Origin of the sequence: Rhizobium sp. Leaf262 (genome assembly GCF_001422245.1) — a bacterium.
In the GTDB taxonomy this organism is placed as follows: Bacteria; Pseudomonadota; Alphaproteobacteria; order Rhizobiales; family Rhizobiaceae; genus Agrobacterium.
Genome location: NZ_LMMM01000006.1, coordinates 153724 through 169827 on the forward strand (window position 1 = coordinate 153724; position 16104 = coordinate 169827).

11 protein-coding genes, 1 tRNA gene and 1 pseudogene are annotated in these 16104 nt (G+C 53.3%); 6 read left to right on the forward strand and 7 right to left on the reverse strand.

Translation table 11 applies throughout. The features are described 5' to 3' along the window. Nucleotides 1-271: 271 nt before the first annotated feature. Both ASF29_RS08755 and ASF29_RS08760 read right to left on the reverse strand, forming a co-directional pair. On the reverse strand, nt 272-2026 hold the full coding sequence (locus tag ASF29_RS08755) for a hypothetical protein (protein WP_062450298.1): 1755 nt from the start codon (nt 2024-2026) through the stop codon (nt 272-274). A 3-nt stretch (nt 2027-2029) separates the two neighbouring features. Beyond that, nucleotides 2030-4879 (reverse strand): SNF2-related protein, encoded by a 2850-nt coding sequence (locus ASF29_RS08760; protein WP_156462579.1) that lies wholly within the window; start codon nt 4877-4879, stop codon nt 2030-2032. 296 nt (nt 4880-5175) lie between these two features. Here ASF29_RS08760 and ASF29_RS08765 point away from each other — a divergent pair, with 296 nt between their 5' ends. Further along, nucleotides 5176-5943 (forward strand): DUF429 domain-containing protein, encoded by a 768-nt coding sequence (locus ASF29_RS08765; protein ID WP_062450299.1) that lies wholly within the window; start codon nt 5176-5178, stop codon nt 5941-5943. A gap of 195 nt (nt 5944-6138) precedes the next feature. Here ASF29_RS08765 and ASF29_RS08770 read toward each other — a convergent pair whose 3' ends face one another. Next, on the reverse strand, nt 6139-6552 hold the full coding sequence (locus ASF29_RS08770; RefSeq protein ID WP_062450300.1) for a hypothetical protein: 414 nt from the start codon (nt 6550-6552) through the stop codon (nt 6139-6141). A gap of 224 nt (nt 6553-6776) precedes the next feature. Between ASF29_RS08770 and ASF29_RS08775 the strand changes: the two genes are divergently transcribed. Then, nucleotides 6777-7358: a recombinase family protein gene (locus ASF29_RS08775; RefSeq protein WP_062450301.1), complete on the forward strand. Its 582-nt coding sequence runs from the start codon at nt 6777-6779 to the stop codon at nt 7356-7358. A 272-nt stretch (nt 7359-7630) separates the two neighbouring features. On the opposite strand, the gene ASF29_RS08780 is transcribed toward ASF29_RS08775, so the two are convergent. Further along, nucleotides 7631-8683 (reverse strand): hypothetical protein, encoded by a 1053-nt coding sequence (locus ASF29_RS08780; RefSeq protein ID WP_062450302.1) that lies wholly within the window; start codon nt 8681-8683, stop codon nt 7631-7633. Between the two features lie 534 nt (nt 8684-9217). After that, nucleotides 9218-10210, reverse strand: a pseudogene (locus tag ASF29_RS08785) (site-specific integrase). 186 nt (nt 10211-10396) lie between these two features. On the opposite strand from ASF29_RS08785, the gene ASF29_RS08790 reads away from it, so the two are divergent. Both ASF29_RS08790 and ASF29_RS08795 read left to right on the forward strand, forming a co-directional pair. Continuing rightward, the gene (locus ASF29_RS08790; protein WP_162237886.1) at nt 10397-10768 is read left to right on the forward strand and encodes a hypothetical protein; all 372 of its coding nucleotides are present in this window, start codon (nt 10397-10399) and stop codon (nt 10766-10768) included. Beyond that, nucleotides 10765-11280 (forward strand): hypothetical protein, encoded by a 516-nt coding sequence (locus ASF29_RS08795; protein WP_062450304.1) that lies wholly within the window; start codon nt 10765-10767, stop codon nt 11278-11280. Before ASF29_RS08790 ends, ASF29_RS08795 begins: the two co-directional genes overlap by 4 nt. Before the next feature lie 531 nt (nt 11281-11811). Here the strand turns inward: ASF29_RS08795 and ASF29_RS08800 are convergent. Next, on the reverse strand, nt 11812-12939 hold the full coding sequence (locus ASF29_RS08800) for a hypothetical protein (protein ID WP_062450305.1): 1128 nt from the start codon (nt 12937-12939) through the stop codon (nt 11812-11814). A gap of 171 nt (nt 12940-13110) precedes the next feature. Then, a tRNA-Ser gene (locus tag ASF29_RS08805) sits at nt 13111-13200 on the reverse strand. Nucleotides 13201-13406: 206 nt separating this feature from the next. On the opposite strand from ASF29_RS08805, the gene ASF29_RS08810 reads away from it, so the two are divergent. Both ASF29_RS08810 and ASF29_RS08815 read left to right on the forward strand, forming a co-directional pair. Then, the gene (locus ASF29_RS08810; protein ID WP_062450306.1) at nt 13407-14225 is read left to right on the forward strand and encodes an N-formylglutamate amidohydrolase; all 819 of its coding nucleotides are present in this window, start codon (nt 13407-13409) and stop codon (nt 14223-14225) included. Further along, entirely contained in the window at nt 14222-16093 is a 1872-nt protein-coding gene (locus ASF29_RS08815; RefSeq protein WP_062450307.1) for a flavohemoglobin expression-modulating QEGLA motif protein, read from the forward strand. The genes ASF29_RS08810 and ASF29_RS08815 overlap by 4 nt, the downstream gene beginning before the upstream one ends. Nucleotides 16094-16104 lie beyond the last annotated feature (11 nt).

Below are 16104 nucleotides of genomic sequence, written 5' to 3' on the forward strand. Positions count from 1 at the left end.
TATCGGTATATGCCTGTAGACGGAACCCGCGCGCATAACAAACTGGCCCCTCACTCGCTTGCGGAGCAAGTTTTCCACGCGCTTGTGATGGCAACAGCGTGATCTACCGCTCGGTCGGCATGCGATATAGCGAAACTGCCGCCATCCACCTTTCCGAATAATATAGGAGCGAGACATGATCTGCTTCGACCGGTCGATTCCTCGCGTCGATGACTTGCATGGCTTGTGCAGCTTTTGGCTTCGCCGGGGCAAGAGGTTGCCGATTATCGTCCTACCAGATTTTCACAATGATCGCCTGGCGACATGCCGTCGGCAACTCCAGCTCAATGGCGTCACCGATGTTTTTTCCGATGAGGCATACGGCGCGTGGGTCAGTCGTCCCAATGACGCCCTTGGTCGGATCGTTTTCGAGCCCACGAATCGTGTAGCGGACAAAGCGACCAGCGCCACCATCTGTAAAGCATAGCAGGATTGTGTCACCCTCGACCACCTGTCGCTGCCCATTCTGGATAATCGCCGTCCCTCTATCGACGAGTGCCACGGGGTCAGAAACATTGGGCGAACGCTTGTTAGCAGCCAAGCTCAGGGTCAGCGTCTTCCTCTCCGACCGAGATGGAGGTTCGGCCACGGCGACAGTCTCCTCTGGCCACACAGCAATCGGAGCATCGCATACTTCATCCGTGCCACCTGTCGCCTCGACTTGCTTCAGTCCCTTCTTTGCGTCATCTTCCAAAGCGCGCTGCAACTCCTGAAGAAAAAGCTCTTCCACCGCGTCTTGCTCAGAAGAGGCGGCGCGCAACTCGACAGGTGCGCCATCCTTTTTGATTATAGTCGAGGAATCGTTGTCTGCGAGCCGGAGGATAGCTGCCGCCAAGTCTGGATCAGTTTCCTCCTCAATAAGCTGCGGCTTCGGCTTTCTCGTCGGTTGAGGCTTACCCGATCCCTTTGTGACGCCGTCAGCAGAGCCGTTGAGCATCTGCCACCGTCGTGACATCTCGGCGACCTCCGCCTGTTTCCCAGGCCTTGCCCGAACGAGTGCCATGTCGACTTTTGACAATATGTCCAGCGGCTTGATCCGTGGTTTGGTGGTATTAGAAATTAGCGCGCTCATTTCCTCAGCGATTTTGCGCACAGTATCGCCCTGTGAGACATGCATTTGCGTCTTCTCTTCCAGAGCAGCGTAATAGTCGTTGAATTCCTCTCTCTTTTGTTCCTCCCGCTGCTTCCGTTGCGCGGCCACGTCAACCTGAATGGCTGTGAGGTGCTCGTTCAAAGTGTGTGGTGCCGGCAGACCGTAGCGTAAATCAAATCCGGCATTGGCAAGGGTCCGCACCTTGCTATGCCGCGTCTGCCAGTAGACGGTGTAGAGGGGACGCATCTCACCATGGTTCTGAAGGGCTGTGAGGACTTGGCTCTCGAACGTTGCTAGTCCAGCTTGAAGTTCTTGCAGCCGGCCCCGATACCAGATCTCGGTCTGGGCCTGCTTTGTTTCCACTTCTGCGATCTTTGCGTCGATCAACTTGCAGAGGTTATCATTGCCACGCTCGCGCCGGCGCCGGGCGTAGAGGCTGGACAAGAAAGTCTCCACTTTCTCGTAGACCTGCCGGCGACGCAGCTCCAAGCGCACGATCGCTGTGCTGATCCGGCGCTCTTCCTCTTCCAGTGTTTTGAGATGAGCGATATCGCAGCGACCGAGAAAGTCCCAGTAGAGCGCATCCAATGCGTCGGCTAGGTCGTCCGGCGGCTCGACGACCACCTCCTGCGGCAAAGAGGACTGCATCGAAAACAACGCTTCGACGACCCACTGGCCCAGGACCTCGCCTTCGTCATTGATGCAGACAGCGATCACCGCGCGACTCCGATCAAACTCGGTTTCCATCTCGACTTCCGCAACCGACAGCCAGCCAGAGCGATTGAACATCGCCGGCACTACCCAAGCGGGACCGATATGGCTATCGAGCGAGAAGTGCAATTCGACTGGATAGACCCCAAATTCTCGTGATCGTAACCCCGCCCAGCTGCCCATCGCTTACTCGACGGACCAGCGTATTAAGAATAAAGGCTTTAACTCCGGCCTTCGGTCGAGGGCCGCTGCGAACTCGTCCAGCATGTCATTGACCTGCTTACGGATTTGCTTGCGACGTTCATGTTTAGAGAACTTTAGATCGTCAATCTCGCCCTCGAGGGTCTTGATCTTGCGACCGAGCGACAGCTTTTCCTCCATCGAAATGTCAGGTGACCGGCGATCGCGACGAAGCTGCTTGGCGTTGTCCTCAAGCTCGTCAATCTGGGCATCGATTTCGACTTCTATATCTCGTGCATAGTTGTCCAAGCGCTGTTCTTCCTCCTCGAGCCACTGGAAGTTCTGCTTCTTCACCGTATCGGCGAAACTGGAGAAGAGCTGCTCCTCGATCTTGTCCAGTAGATCGAGGCTACTCGGCATCCCCACGACGCCATCGTTGATCGCAGGAGCCATCAGCAACCGCTTTGCGGTCTCGGTCGAAACTTGCAATCCGTCATTGGTAATGCAGGATATAAGTAGATCTTCTCTGACCTTGTGCTCGGTCCGGACGGCGGCCTTTGCAACGCGCAGGAAGCCGCTCTTGCCCCGCAAAGCAGCGACATCCGCGAGCTGTCCATCAAATGGAAATGCCGCTGGGGTGAAACGCAAGGAGCTTGCCTCGGTGCCGTAATCGCGCTCCGAGGCCCGTTTGGCTGTCTCCAGGGCAAGGTTCTCATCGGTGAGCCGAAAGAATTGCCAGTCCTTCTCTGCGGCCTCCTGCCAATGAGGCGTGTAGACATGTTCTCCCTGCCGGAAGGCATGGGATCCTTCAACGTCAAACTCTGCATCCGGAAACTCGGCGCGGGCCAGTATCAGGAGACGACGAGAGAAGTCGTTTAGGGCATGTGCAAGGTTAGCTTTACGGGTGTTCAGGCGGGAGACGACGTCGGTGTCGAACTGCTCCAGAACCTTGGCCCGGGCAGCCTCAACTTCAGCGGAGATCGTGTCCTGCAACTCTTCCTTGAGGGCATCAAAGCTCGCCTCTATTTCTTCGGGTGAGCGAGACCTCTGAATGATGTCTAAAACGCGCTTCTCGAAGTCGACACCACGCTCGATCGAGCCGAGAACCTCGTCGCTTGAGCCGAACACCCCTTCGAAAAGCTTGAACTTCAGTGCCAGTAATTCGTGAATGCGCTTCTCGGCGTGGTTCTTAAGGTTCAACATATTGACGACTGTCACGTCGATCTTTTGACCATATCGGTGACAACGACCGATGCGTTGTTCAACACGCTGCGGGTTCCAGGGAAGATCGAAATTGATTACGAGGGAGCAGAACTGAAGGTTGATACCCTCTGCACCGCTTTCTGTCGCTATCAGGATTGTTTTGTCGTCCCTCTTAAATGCTTCGACGACCGCCGCCTTCATATCGGCCGTCTTGGAGCCGGAGACACGGTCACTGCCAGCGTGTCGCTCTTTCCATTCCTTGTAGATATGCTGACTCGAGGGATCGTTGTTGGAACCATTTAGCAGAACGATCTCGCCGGCATAGCCTCGACTGGAGAGGAGCTCTGAGAGATAGGTCTGTGTCCGCACGCTTTCTGTGAAGATCACTGCTTTACGCGCACCGCCCTTACTTTCGATAGCATCCAGCACGTCCGGTAGGCGGTCAACCAGTTTCTCCCCCTTCGCATTTGCGCCAATCGATCGCGCCAGGGCCAGAAAACCGCGCAACTCTTGGATCTCAGCTGCCAGCTTCTTGGGATCGACGGGTTCGCCAGAGAGCGCTTCCTCATCTATTTGATCAGCCATTTCCTCGGCAAGCTCATCAATTAGCTCAATATCATCAGTGATGGACGTGTCGATGGTCGTTTGCTTCGTCTCCAGGCGATCTATCAGAGTCTCAAGATACTTGATGACGGCATAGGTCGAAGAACCGAGAATCTTGCGGATCTGAAGGATGACAAGCTGGTTCGCCCTGTCACCATAGGAAACGGTCCCTTTGCGTTGCAGAAAGCTCGAAATTGAATCGTAGAGTTTCACTTCGATGTCTGGTGGATCGAAGTTAAAGACGGTCGCATTACGCTTGGTGAAGTTAATATGGCCCGCTTCCTGGACTTGGCGACGGAGGGTGCGATGGCAAATCGGCTTAAGTCTGTCTTTTAAGGCTTCCGCGGACGCACGGCTCGCGCCTGCACCCATGTATTGCCGTTTGAACGCGGCCTCTCCGCCAAAATGGGTTTCGTCGATTATCGAGACGATCCCGAATAGCTCGAGCAGCGAGTTCTGTAGTGGAGTCGCCGTGAGGAGCACCTTGATCGGGTCGGCGAGAGCACGTCTTAGATCCTTCGCTCTTTGCGACCCGTTCTTCTTGTAAACGTTCCGGAGGCGATGAGCCTCATCGAAGACAACCAGATCCCACTTCGTCCGTTGCAGCTCATCCTTCTGTCGGGCAGCGAACTCGTAGGACGAAATGACCACGCCGCTGGCCTTGTCGAAGGGATCACGAATACCAGCTTTTTTCATCTCGCGGTGTTTGCCCGCTTCCATGATCGTGCTTTTCAGGCCGAACTTCTCAATGAGCTCCTGCTCCCACTGCTTGCGGAGGGACGCTGGCACGATCAGCAGAATCTTGCGTTTCTGCTCGGCCCACTTCTGCGCCATGACAAGGCCGGCTTCGATGGTCTTTCCCAATCCGACTTCGTCGGCGAGCAGCACGCCTTTGTTGAGCGGAGACTTGAGGGCGAACAGCGACGCTTCAACCTGGTGGGGGTTCATATCCACCCGGGCAGCGCTCAAGGAACGAGTGAATGAATCCTCGTCCAGGCTCTCCAGCAGGAGAGAGTGAGCGAAAAAGTGCCCTTGAATGGGTTGATACATGGGCGCGTCACTTGTCATACGGTGAGTAACTCCAGATCGATTCTCGCTATACATTCGCCTATTAGGATTAAATCGATGAGCCTATACAAGCACTTTATCTGGGCTTGGCACTGTTTCAAGCACTAAAGAGTTTCTAGTTGCTGACGACTATGCAGCCATGAAGAAACGTTTCAGTGAAGCTGTCGGCTGGGCTATAAGGTCCTAAAGAGATCTGCCAGTGCATTTCGCGTCTTCACATAGAAAGGTCCGCGAACTCGTTCGACCCGGCGGAACTTGCTCAGAAAAGGCCACGACATATGATCGACCCGAACAATACAGCGCTTCTCGGCATCGATGTGGGCTTCTCGAAATCCAGGCCGACCACTGGTATCGCTTGGAGCAAGAACGGCGAGTTTGGAGCAGCCAAGACCCACGCGGACTGGGAACGTCGTAGTCAGCACATCCCAACGTCTACGAAATTCTCGGTGATAGCCATCGACGGGCCGCTCGTCCCTGTCGGTTCCGATGACAGCTTAGACCGATTGTGCGAACGCCTGTTCATTCGCGGCGCATTCCAGACTCGATGTAAGCCGGGCCTGAGCAATCATGGTTACGGCAAGGATCTGCGTCGAGCTGCTGCGGAAACTGCAAATCAAGTGCTCCATCTGGCAGAACACATTGCAGGCGCATCGAGGGCGATCCGGCAGGACACCCTCATGATTGAAGCATTTCCAAACGCCTTTTTGGGGGTTCTGCTGCCAGAGGCACGGTTTGCCCTGCCGAAGGCAGGTAGACGCAAGAAATTCGATTGGCTGTATGATCATGCCGTCGATAGCGGCGTTCTTTTAGACCTGTTTCAAAAGATAGGCTGGCATAATCCTCAGCTGGTGACCGCAGTTCTTGGCGAGCGCGACCACGAAAAGCGGGCTGCATGGATCTGCTTACTCACTGCGGGATGCGCCGCAACTGGAGAAGCTGATGTCGTGGGCGACGATATAGGCGGTTGGTTTTGGCTGCCACCCCACGATCAATGGGCAGGATGGGCGCGGGAAGCGCTTGAGAAGAACAAGTTGGCTTTGGCGTAGCGCTCTTTGACTCAGGGAAGCTTGCTGGCTGGCTTGGTGCAGCTGGACGTCGCCTTGTCGCTCTGGATATGCCGCGCGCCAGTGAGTCTCTATCACTGAAAGGTCATAGGTGATTTGGCCAATAGACAACTGCTTAGCATTCCAATCTTGACGGAAACGCCCGTCTGAAGGCTGCCAGATCGTTGTTGATTTCCATCAGAGATCCCGCACTGTTTCGGAGAGGTGTTGAAGCGCCATTTCTGCACTTTTGCCCGACATATTTTTGTATAGTTCCAAAAGCGCTTCTGAACACTCTGAGTAACCTGATCTCGGCGCCTCACGTTCGAAAGCGCGCTCAATCTCTCGGTCAGCAGCAAAAAGATCGATGTTGGGGATGCGACCAAGAATGTTGAGAAGGCGAGCCTTATAGGCAAGATGCTCACCGGCGGGTTTCCCGCACTCTACCGTCCCACGCTTCAAGACAACGTATGGCACCATCGCGTTAGCATAAGCCGTGTCCAATGGACCGGCAATTGCTTGCGCGCTGCTCATCATGAGGCTAGCGATCATTACCGGTCGCAATAGGCTTTTGTCCTTCTTGATGGTGTAAAAATGTATCCAAAGCCGCATAGAGCCCCCCGGTGAATTTCGTCTTGAAGAACCGCACGAAAGGGAAGGGTTCCGTCATAACGAACCGACGATGTGGCGTGCTAAGTTAACGTGCTGGAATCCTTCGGAGCCGCTTATTCGGTCAACAGAAAAGCCACGCTGCACAAAAAGGTTCCTTTTAATCAATGGCTTGGTGCGTAAGATGCGTGGATTAATGCACCAGTAAATTCAGGCGACAGATCGAGATGAGCACTTTTGGATATGCCCGCGTCAGCACTTTAGAGCAGAGCCTCGATTTGCAAATGTCGGCGCTGACTGCGGCGGGATGCACCGATGTCCTTACCGGCGAAGGATATTCCGGCGCTGATTTCACGAGACCCGGTCTGACACGCTTGCTTCGAAAGCTCCGTCGCGGAGATACCATCGTCGTCTGGCGCCTCGACCGTTTAGGGCGGTCGCTCTTCGAACTGTTGAAACTCATCCGCAATCTCAATGAACGCGGTGTCGAGTTCCGGTCGTTGAGCGAGAGCTTGGACACGAGCACACCCGGGGGTCGGCTTCTCCTGCATGTTCTTGCGAGCATGGCGGAATTTGAGAGATCGCTGATCAGCGAAAGAACGAAGGCCGGAATGGCTGCCGCTCGGTCACGCGGTAGCCAGATTGGTCGCCGTCCTGCAATGACCGGTGCTCAGCGCCAGGATGCACGACAGGCTCTTGCCAGCGGCTCCGCTACCGTCGAAGCCATCGCTAAAAAGCACGGCATCCATCCCCGCACATTGCTTCGAACGCTCAAAGTCGACGCTCAGTGTCTGGACGGCTCTCTTTGACTCAGAGATGGTCGCTGGCTGGCTTGGTCGCTCCGAATGATCAATTGTGTCTTGTCGGATAAACGCTCACAGGGGAGTCTGTATAAGATGCGGGCAAATTATTGAAAACATTGGCTCTGATTTCCGGAGGCGGTTTGATTTCACTTCGCTTGAATTTCGTTTTTCCATCCCGGAATGTGTTTTCAGTTTTCGAATGTCACGCTGCCAGTTCTCTTACTTATTATCTTAAAAAGAATAATAATAATATTTGGCAGCGTGACAGCTCTGTTTTCTTACAAACATTCCCGGTTCGGGAAAATCTGTTCCGGAGGGTGAGGGAGCGTAGAGAACCCGGGCTTATCGTTTTTATTTCGTTTGTTGGCTCTGCACCGCTGCTGCCGCTCCCGATCATTGCGTCGTTTGTAATCCCCGGCGGGATCAGCCACTCCAGCTTGTGCAGAAGCTTTTTCCAGAATCAGCTCGCCCAACATTTTACATCCTTCCATCTGCGGGCATGACGCACACTCTGATGAAGATGGATCGAGTGTGTAGTGCATCCCGAAACATGTTGGCCAGCGGTGCGTTGAAATCGGGTGAACAGGAACAGTCGCATCGACGGGAATATGATTCAGGTCGCTTTCGACAATCTCCATCGCCCGCTTGAATGTTCTTTCAGTGGTTATAGATTTAAACAACTCGGCAGGCACCTGCTGTCTTTCATACGTGAATGTCCGAATTGCACTGTGAAGCGGCATATTCACCTCCTTCACATAGTTCAGAACGAAGCGCCTGAAGTCGTCTTGTGCAGGAATTTCCCGATAGTTTTCGAGAAGGTAGGATGGATGGTCGACGGAAGCGAGAGTGCTGGGCAACTGTTCCTTCCATCGTGCAACGATAAACGCTGTCAGCCATGGAGTGGATTTATCATTACCATGCAACTGGTTCGGACGCGGGAAGGTCTTCCGCTTGTCACTTCGTTTGAGTGCGAAATCGAAAGCCGCCTCAATGTAGACAGGATAAGAAATGCCAAGTTCATCTGCGCGTTGGCGAGCCGCGACCAGTTGGCTTCTTTCGCGGGCATCATCTTTCATAGTGAGAACGTGGACGCCGCTCACTTTTTTAGCGCGCTCGACATCAACCTCCTTCGCAAATTTCCTACGGTAGATGTTCTGATAGGTTTTCATGAAAAGCCGGTTGGCTTCCTTTGGTGACATGAACCGGTAATCAAACCACTTGATGGCAGTCAGAGGTCGCTCGGCTTCGAGGACTTCAGTGGGGTGCTCCTGGATAGTTTTGATGAGAGATTCGACTCGGATCTGTTCTGGGGATTTTGATGTTTCAGGCATGGGTCATCCTTTCCGCCAATGATGGCGGCTGTTTAGATTTTGATGTGAGGATGAGCGGCCGGCTGCTCTGAAAACCCATATAGCGAAATCGTCGGCGGCAATTGAAAAAAGTTACAGGTGGTCAGCGAAAACTTTTCCTCGCGCCAGCGATCATGAAAAAACCGTTCCTGTGCAAAGCCCAATAGTTTTGACGAGTAAAAGCATCACAATCGGCTGGAAAACTAAGAAATCCGGATTTCCGCGTCAACTTAGTGGAAAGATAGCGCTAACGATCATCTTATTTTGCATAAGAAGAACGACAGTTATTGTCGCCACCATTGGTGCCAGCCCGTGACGGTTCTCCCCTTGCAGAAGGCCTCTAAGTTGTCATAACGTAAACTTCAGCCACATAAAAGGAGAGGTGGCTTGAGAATAAAAACCGTGGTGGCAACCCAAGGCATCCCCTTCACGCGAAACGACTTTCTCTAGGACTTCGCTTGCTGTCCGGGTGACATGCGCCCGGACATACAATGCAACATTAAACAGTAGATTGATCTATCCTAGGCGGGCGACCAGATCATCAGCAGCGAGATGCGTGTAGCGTTTCAACATACGCAGCTCTTTGTGACCGGAGACGGCGCTGACCTCAATCACGTTCAGACCACGTTCGAATAGCCGGCTAACGCCCTCGTGGCGCAGATCGTGAAAGCGCAAAGCAGTCACGCCCGAGCGTGCCAGAATCCTTCTCCACGCCTGTTCTAGCGTCCCGGCACGCATTGGAAAGATGGTAGATGGATCTATGTCAGGATGCTGTCCCCAAGCTATCAGCGCTTCGAATGCGCGTTGTGAAAGCGGCACGTCACGACCAGAACCATTCTTGGTGAGAGCAAGCGACAGCACCCGACGATTGTGTGAGAAATCCGTCCACTTCAATCCAAGAAGCTCTCCACGGCGCATCCCGGTCTCGATTGCCAAAATCAGCAGCGTGCGAAGAAATGGTGTTTTTCCAGCGTCGCATGCGTCTAACAGACGTTGCTCTTCGGTGCCCGTTAGCCGTCTGCTGCGCTCATTGCGTATTACCGGACGACGCACCAGCTTCACGACGTTCTTTTACAGAGGCAGGCCCCAGTCACGCATCGCGACTTCAAGCACATGGCTTAGGATCGCGAGCTCCCGGACAGTGGTAGATGGAGCTACGGTCTGAAGGCGCTCGTCACGAAATGACGCGATATCCTGCTGGCTCAGACCTATCATCGTCCGGTAAGCGAGATCATGGCGGCGAAGCACATCGATCCGCTGCATCTCTTGGACGGAGCCGCGTTTGAGAGGCGAGACTTCTTGTTGGTATCGCTCGAGTAGTGCGCCGAGCGTTGTGCTCTCCAGTATCTTGGTGTCCGGCGCAGCACCGAACCGGTCGACCTGCGCTTCTAGATCACGCGCCCACTTTTCGGCTTCGATCTTCGTATCGAAGGATTTGCACCGGGGCTTCATGCCACGACGACGAACCTGTGCTTGCCAGCGTCCTCTGAGTTTCCGGATCGTTGCCATGTTGTCTCCAAACGGTGTTGAAGGTCATGCGTAGGATGCCCGGAAGAAGGAGCCAAGGGTTATTGGTGAATACAAAACAAGTGGTTTTTTCGCGCCCTTCACTCTAAGGGTAATTTGATGCCAGAAGGTTCGGACAGGGTAAATTCGCGTATGTTGATGTTCAGCATTAAGCCTAGGTGGGCCACTATGATCGCTGAGAAGCAAAAGCTCTACGAGCTGCGTCGTAGACCTCCTCCCCAACATGCTGCGGGGGACGTGGCTTTGATTTATGCTACCTCACCTGTTTGTAGGCTTGTCTGCGCGTGCCAAATTGAAGAAATCATCACGATGGAAAGTAAAGCGCTTTGGAACTGCATAGGCGAGCAAACTGGATGCACTAAAGCGGAATTCGATAGCTATTTCGCGGGGTGCAGTTTCGCTAACGCCATAAAGCTGAAGGTCTTGGAAGTTAACTTACCAGCGCTTTCGCGCATCGAACTCAAGACAGAATATAGATTTACCCCACCGCAGTCTTGGCGATGGTGTCACGATCTGTCAAAAATTTTGGAAAAGCGATGATCTTCGTGAGCGGCCCGTCGGGAACTGGTAAAACTACAGCTCTCCAACGATTTATTGAGAGAAATTCCGGGTTTACTCTTTTGAGAGCGAGCTCAATCCTCAAGGTTTGCGGTCGGCCGACGCACAACCTGACTTTTGAAGAGCTTGATGAAAATCAAGTAGTGTTGCGCAAATGGCTGAATCGAGGGTCGTTTGGATCAGCAACAATCTGGGACGGCCACACGGTAATCCCGTGCTCAGAAGGACTATTTTATCTTCCGCTAAAATTCTTCGCCGGTCTGCCTATCCACGCACTCATATTCCTCCAGACCGATCCGTCTGTGTTAGCTACCAGGGCAGGGCTCAACGATAGTTGCACGGCTCAGTTAGCTGAGCTCCAGGATATTGAATTGGTGCACATGAGAGAAGTTGCGGAGTCTCTCAAGTGCCAATTTGCGATAATCCCCTCGTCAAATCCAATTTTGTTGGAAGAGGCTTTACTGCAATACGGAATTATCCCGAGCAGCAATTGACCCATTGAATACATACTCAATTGACCCGGGTCGATAAGCACCAGGTATACTCTGGGTAAGTCGGAACCTTGCATTCGAAAGCAGTGCACTGAAGCCCTGAATCTCTTCTTCTGGAACCGTCAGAAGAGGAGTAGCACATTCGAGCCAGGCTATAGAGTTCGTCAGCAGGCGTCGACCAACACCACATCCTCGTGCGGCAGGGGCTACCCAAAATGTGCAAATCTTCCTTTCAGAATCGCTCTTCTTAAGGATGGAAAGGGCGTTCAGTTTCCCGTTGGCAACATCTATAAGGATCTTGCGCGATCCGCTCGTGAGGCCCGGCTGAACCTTTGACGTGAACCATCTATCGATATCTGGATAGTAGACGGCAAAGTTTGAAACGAAGTCACGGATCCACTCAGAATCCACCTGGGCTGCGGTCGTGCGCGCGGATGTGAAATGAGCTAATTGCATAAAGTCTCCCAAGATACGAGTCGCGACTATACACTGATCGTCAATCTGACATAGACGCATGAAATGGATTATAAATGGTTATGGGCGCTTTTTTGCGACATGTGAAAGCCACCAGGCCAACAAGCCCAGGAGAACAGTGGCAACGAACACCTCCCACCCAGAGGGCAGCAAAAGCCACTCAACCCAACTGCCCTTCCAATTATCACGCTTTAAAACTTGAGATGCCGTAGCATGAAGGCCGCTTCCCAAACTGCCCAATGCGATGACGAGGACGATGTAAAATGCCAGATTGGTTTTTGATCGCCGGAATTTAGCCAGGGTTACAAAGTCACCGAGATCCCCGGACTCGGCCACCTTGCGCCAGTGATAGATTAGCATGTTTCGAGCAGAGCCAGGCGGGAATTTTGGCCCTAAGTAAGTGTCCCAAACGGGCTCCATTCTTCTAATTTTTCGGAAGTTCGAATGCGACGCTATAAGATCGAAGCTTATGTCTCGAACCAAGAAGTAATGAATGGCGCACAATTGAGGAGCAAGCCAATTGTGCATCTTGGCCAGACGAAGGACGGATTCCGGTATGCTCCTAACTTCATTAACTCTTATTTCGGTAATCTCGCTAGTTGCTGTCGAGCTTAGTATCCAACCATCTTCATTACTAACATCAGAGCTGAATATTTCTGCGGCCCCTCTTTTTAGGGATAATCTAAATCGGATGTAATGCTCCCCGGGAGATTGAAACTTCGCACAGAACTCAGGGAGAATCTTTATAACGAACCCTGGTGGCGCTTGATCTGGGAATTCCGTAACAAATTCGATATCGCGACCGCTGTCGATTTCATGAACGCTCAACATATGAGAGCCCCGCTGGGTTATAAAGAAGGTTTCGGCTCCATCCTCAGCCGGCTCAACCTCCAAAAGCTCATTGAACACAGCGCTTGCTATTTCGTTTCGCCGCAGTAGATGTGCGAGATCTTCAAATGTGCATTGGTCTGGTCGAAATGGAACATATAAGTTCAGCGCACCAATATCACGCTGCTCAACAACCCTGACACCTATGTCCAGATAGTTGATTTCCTCATCATTCCGCCCGACACGTCGCCAAAGGTTAACGTGAAGCTCAACGATTGGAGGCTTGGATTTGACCGGATGGGTCACGCCTCTTTGATACCACAGGGCTAGGCTGGGAAGAGTTAAATCAGAATCATACATCTTCAATACTTCAGCTGAGTCCACCCTTTATCGCGACTTTAGCGATAGTCTGCAAGCTGCACGCAGCAAACATGTGCCGGAACTGTGCCGCAAGCTAATATCAGCGAAACTACGATCGAATGAAAAGTGGCTCAGACTAAAGAAAAACCCTTACTACCCAAGGGCTCGCTATGGCGGAGAGGGTGGGATTCGAACCCACGATACCCTTGCAGGTATGCCGCATTTCGAGTGCGGTGCATTCGACCACTCTGCCACCTCTCCGCGGGCACGATTTTTAGGGTCGTGCGGGCGTTCTCTTAGCTAGCAATGTGAATCTGTGCAAGGGTTAAATGTGTGTTGTGGTGGCCGGTGAGCAAGTTTTTGATGGTTTTGTGAAATCTTTGCCAGGCGCTTATCTAGGGGTGTGAATCAGCAAGGAACAAAATTTCGCGTCACGCTGTTTCCCTGACATCGAATGTGAGGGCAAGATGGGTGTGAGTGGAGAGACGGGTGTCGCATTAGGGCGGCGGTTTTGGTCTTTGGATTGTGGGTTTTCTTCCGTTGTGGGCACAGCCATCCATGAGGGACATGAAACGCGTGACAACGTGCTGCCGCTGATGGCGCTTTCGGATGACGAGCGTCTGCGAGAAGAAGACCCCTTTACGGCGGATATGATCTCTGGCCTCACCAACCGCATCGTCGTTCACCGTTCCCGATTTGAGATCGATCTCAACCGCGAAAGAGAAAATGCGGTTTATCTGGCACCCGAACAGGCCTGGGGGCTTCGTGTGTGGAAAGAGACGCCTGATGAAACCGTTCTTGGCCAGTCGCTATCTTTTCATGACGACTACTACGCGATGTTAAAACAGATGCTTGGTGCAATCCAGGCGCGGCACGGTGCGTTCGTCGTGCTCGATGTCCATAGCTATAATCACAGGCGCGATGGAGCGAATGCCGAGCCGTCGCTTCAGGCCGAAGCGCCGGACATCAATATCGGGACATTCTCGATGGAGAGGTCACTCTGGGCGGATGTCGTCGATCTCGTTGTCGATCATTTTCGTCAAGCAGAGATCGGCGGACGGAAGCTCGACGTTCGGGAGAATGTCGCTTTCCAAGGTAAGGGAGAGCAGACGCGTTTCATCCATGAGCATTTTCCGAACACGGGCTGCGCGATCGCCATCGAGTTCAAGAAGATTTTCATGGATGAATGGACGGGTAAGCCGGATGATAGAATAATTCGGGATATCCGAGCCGCTGTGACGAGCCTTGAGCCGTTGCTGGAGGAAAGATTGAGGGTGCGGGGATGAACGCATCCAATGCGGTCCTTGCTCCGCCTCATGACCGTCTCGAGACAGTAGTCGAGTGCCTCAAAAGCGGAAAAGCTGTTCGACAGGAAATTGGAGCTGACGGTCGTCTGCATATCGATCGACCGCTACCCTTCATATGCCTGCATTTGACGAATGGCACCAAAGACCTTGCCGCACGGGACATCGCGGCGGCACATGCCTCTTATCTCATCGCCTCCAATGTGACTGAAGCGATGCCGATCCTGCAGGCGGTCGGTACAGAAATGAAAAAGCGCTTCGGGACCTTTGTGGTTCTCGATGTCGGAGAACTGGAGCACGATATTCTTCTAGCCGATGACTCCCCGTTTCTGCCGCATTACGAGGTTGCCGTTTCATCGACGCTGGAGCCAGCCACTCTGGACGCCAAGCGCGTTTTTATCAAAGCCATTTGCGATGCGGAAATTCGTTTTCGAACACCACACATCACCAAGCCGGCTGCCGAAGCGGATCCGGTTCGCAGGCTGGAGTTCGGAGGACTCGGCTTTCCAGCCATCAGCGTTCGGTTTGCACCCATTTATCGTCAACCGGAATCAGGCGCGGATTATCCAGGACTGCGCGAGACGATGATCGCCGATCTCTTCGATGCAGGCCTGCGAGCCTTTTCGTCATTTGCAAAGAAGACCGAGGCTTTGAGTGTCACGTCTCATCGGGCGCTTGGTCGCAAGGCGTTCGTTGACGCCGTGCGAAGGGCGGATCGCTCGATAGATGATATCGCTTCCTCGTTTGATTTTCTTCTTTCCGTCACGCCAATCAACGCGCGGCAGACGTTTGCGGATTTCAAGAAGAGCGGCTTCGAATATCCGCCGCATTTTCTGTATCGGCCCTTGGGCGTGGATGTCGAAGAGCAGAAGCGAAAACTTTATTCCGTGGCATTCGATCACCTTGAAGATCCGGTGCTCTACCACCTGTATCGTGAGAAGCAGCAGGAAATCGATCTGCAACTTACCATGCTGGCGCATCTTCACCGGCGACAGTTCACCGATTTCAGCAGGGCACTTTACGGCTCTGTAGAGTCTACGCTGCTTAAGCTCGCGCTGGATGTTCTCAAGCGCTGTCCACCGCCGGGCGATACTGGCGAGATCGCGATGGTGGATTGCTATGAGGTCACAAAGAATGCGCGCGAGATGGTGGATGCCTATCACAGTGAAAATTCAGGCTTCAAGGCGAGGGTGGAAATTCGCGATGATCTGCCGCCGGGTTTGATGGTTACTGGAGAAAAGCTTCTGGTTTCGCGCCACACGGTCATGGAACGCCGTCGCCTCGACGCGCTTCTTCACCACGAAATCGGCGTGCACCTCCTGACCTACTTCAATGGTTCAGCGCAGGGCTTGCGGCTCTTCCGCACCGGCCTCTCTGGCTATGAAGGCGTTCAGGAAGGGCTGGCAGTCATGGCCGAGCATCTTGCCGGTGGGATGACACGAGAACGTCTGCGTCTCATCGCAGCGCGCGTGGTGGGTTGTGCGGCCATGCTCGATGGTGCGAGCTTTGTCGAGACATTTCGCATCATGACCCAGGACCATGCGTTTGAAGAGGCCAGTGCATTCAACATGGTGCTGAGAATCTACCGCGGTGGTGGGCTGTCCAAGGACGCGATCTATCTTCGTGGGCTCAACGAAATTCTTGACCACCTGAGAAAAGGCGGTGCACTAGATCCATTCTGGATGGGCAAGATTTCCGCGGCTCATTTCCCCGTCATGCAGGAACTTGCGCTTCGCGGGCTCCTACATCCGCCGGGCATACGCCCCGCTTTCCTGACGTCAGCCATAGCAAGCGAACGTCTCGAAAAAATACGATCCGGTTTATCCATAGCAGAAATGGCAACATTATAAGGGAGGGACAT